The organism is Rhizobacter sp. P3_B12, from assembly GCF_056402895.1.
In genome coordinates, this window is sequence record NZ_JBFUGN010001196.1 from 1 (window position 1) to 1,653 (window position 1,653).

Annotated in this window: 1 protein-coding gene; it reads left to right on the forward strand. The window is 70.3% G+C overall.

Features of this window, described 5'->3' with window-relative positions:
• Positions 1-135 precede the first annotated feature (135 nt).
• Positions 136-1,608 carry a M48 family metalloprotease gene (locus AC1D01_RS33695; RefSeq protein ID WP_477873816.1) on the forward strand — a complete coding sequence of 491 codons (1,473 nt, stop codon included), beginning with the start codon at positions 136-138 and terminating at the stop codon, positions 1,606-1,608.
• Positions 1,609-1,653: the final 45 nt, after the last annotated feature.

Genomic DNA, 1,653 nt, shown 5'->3' on the forward strand with positions numbered 1-1,653 from the left:
GATCGATCCGAAGCGCATCGTGAAACTCCTGAAGCCTGACCCGCGACGGTACGCCGCCCTTCGCGGGCATGCAAGCGTCCCCGGCGGCCACCCCAACGGCTACCATCCGCCCGCACTCCCGGAAAGGTCTCTGCCATGCGTCGTCTGCTGATCCCCTTGTTGCTGGCCACGTCGCTGCTGGGCGCCTGCGCCTCCGTCGTCAATCCGGTGACGGGTCGCAGCGAGCGCACGGTGATGGACGAGCCGTCCGAGATCGCCGAGGGCAAGAAGGCGCACCAGGAGGTGCTGAAGGAATACACCGTGCTCGACAACGCACCGGTGCAGGCCTACGTGAACGACCTCGGCCAGCGCCTCGCGAAGCAGTCGCACCGGGCGCAGCTGCAATGGACCTTCACCGTGCTCGACAGCCCCGAGGTCAACGCCTTCGCGCTGCCGGGCGGCTACGTCTACGTGACGCGCGGCATCATGGCCTACATGGAGAGCGAGGCCGACCTGGCCGGCGTGATGGGCCACGAGATCGGCCACGTGACGGCCCGCCACGGTGCGCAGCGCGCGACGCGCCAGCAGACCGCCGGCATCGGCGTGGTCGCGGCCACCGTGCTCGGGGCGGTGCTGGGCATCGGCGACGTGGCGAACCAGGTGTCGCAGAGCGTCGCGGCCGGCTACATYGCGTCGTACAGCCGCGACCAGGAGTTGCAGGCCGACCAGCTCGGCGCCGAATACCTGGTGCGCRACCGCTACGACCCGAAGAAGATGGTCGAAGTGATCCAGGTGCTGAAGCGCCAGGAGCAGTTCGCGGCCGACGCCGCGAAGGCCGAGGGCCGCAGCGCCTCCGGCGGCAACGACTGGCTGGCCTCGCACCCGAGCAACGACCAGCGCCTGCGCGACATCACGACGATCGCCGACGGCTATGCGAAGGACGCCGACTATGTCGACGAGGGCCGCGACCGCTACCTGCAGACGATCGCCGGGCTGCCGTTCGGCGAGAGCCGCGCGCAGGGCGTGACGCGCGGGCGCGGCTTCTACCATGAGCCGCTGGGCATCGCGCTGAAGGCGCCCGAGGGCTGGAAGGTGCAGAACTCGGCCGAGGACATCACGCTGGTCAATGCCGCGGGCGATGCCGGGCTGGTGGTGATGCTGGCGCCGGCCAAGGCCGGCAGCACGCACGAGGAGATCGTGCGCAGCGTCTTCAAGCCGACGCAGGGCAAGTTCGACAAGCTCGAGCTGAACGGCCTGAAGGCGAGCCGCTTCACCGGCACCGCGACGACCAAGCAGGGCCAGGCACGCGCCGTCGTCGCGACGGTGGTGGACGGCCCGCAGAACAACCGCTTCGTGCTGCTGCAGGCGTCGAAGGATGCCGCCGCGTTGCAGCGCAGCGCGGCCGGGCTGAAGGAGGCCGAAGGCTCGTTCCGCGCACTGACCGCGGCCGACCGCAGCGTGGCGAAGCCGTGGACGCTGAAGTCGGTGCCGTTTCCGCGCGGTGGTTTCGCCGAGCTGGCGAAGCAGTCGCCGCTGCCGCAGGCCGAGGCGCAGCTGAAGCTGATCAACGGTGTCTACGGCGGTGGCAAGGACCCGGCCGTGGGGCAGCSGGTCAAAGTGGTGGAATAGCGAGCGGGCCGAGCGCCGGGCCGCCCCAAGCCGGCCCGCATCCCC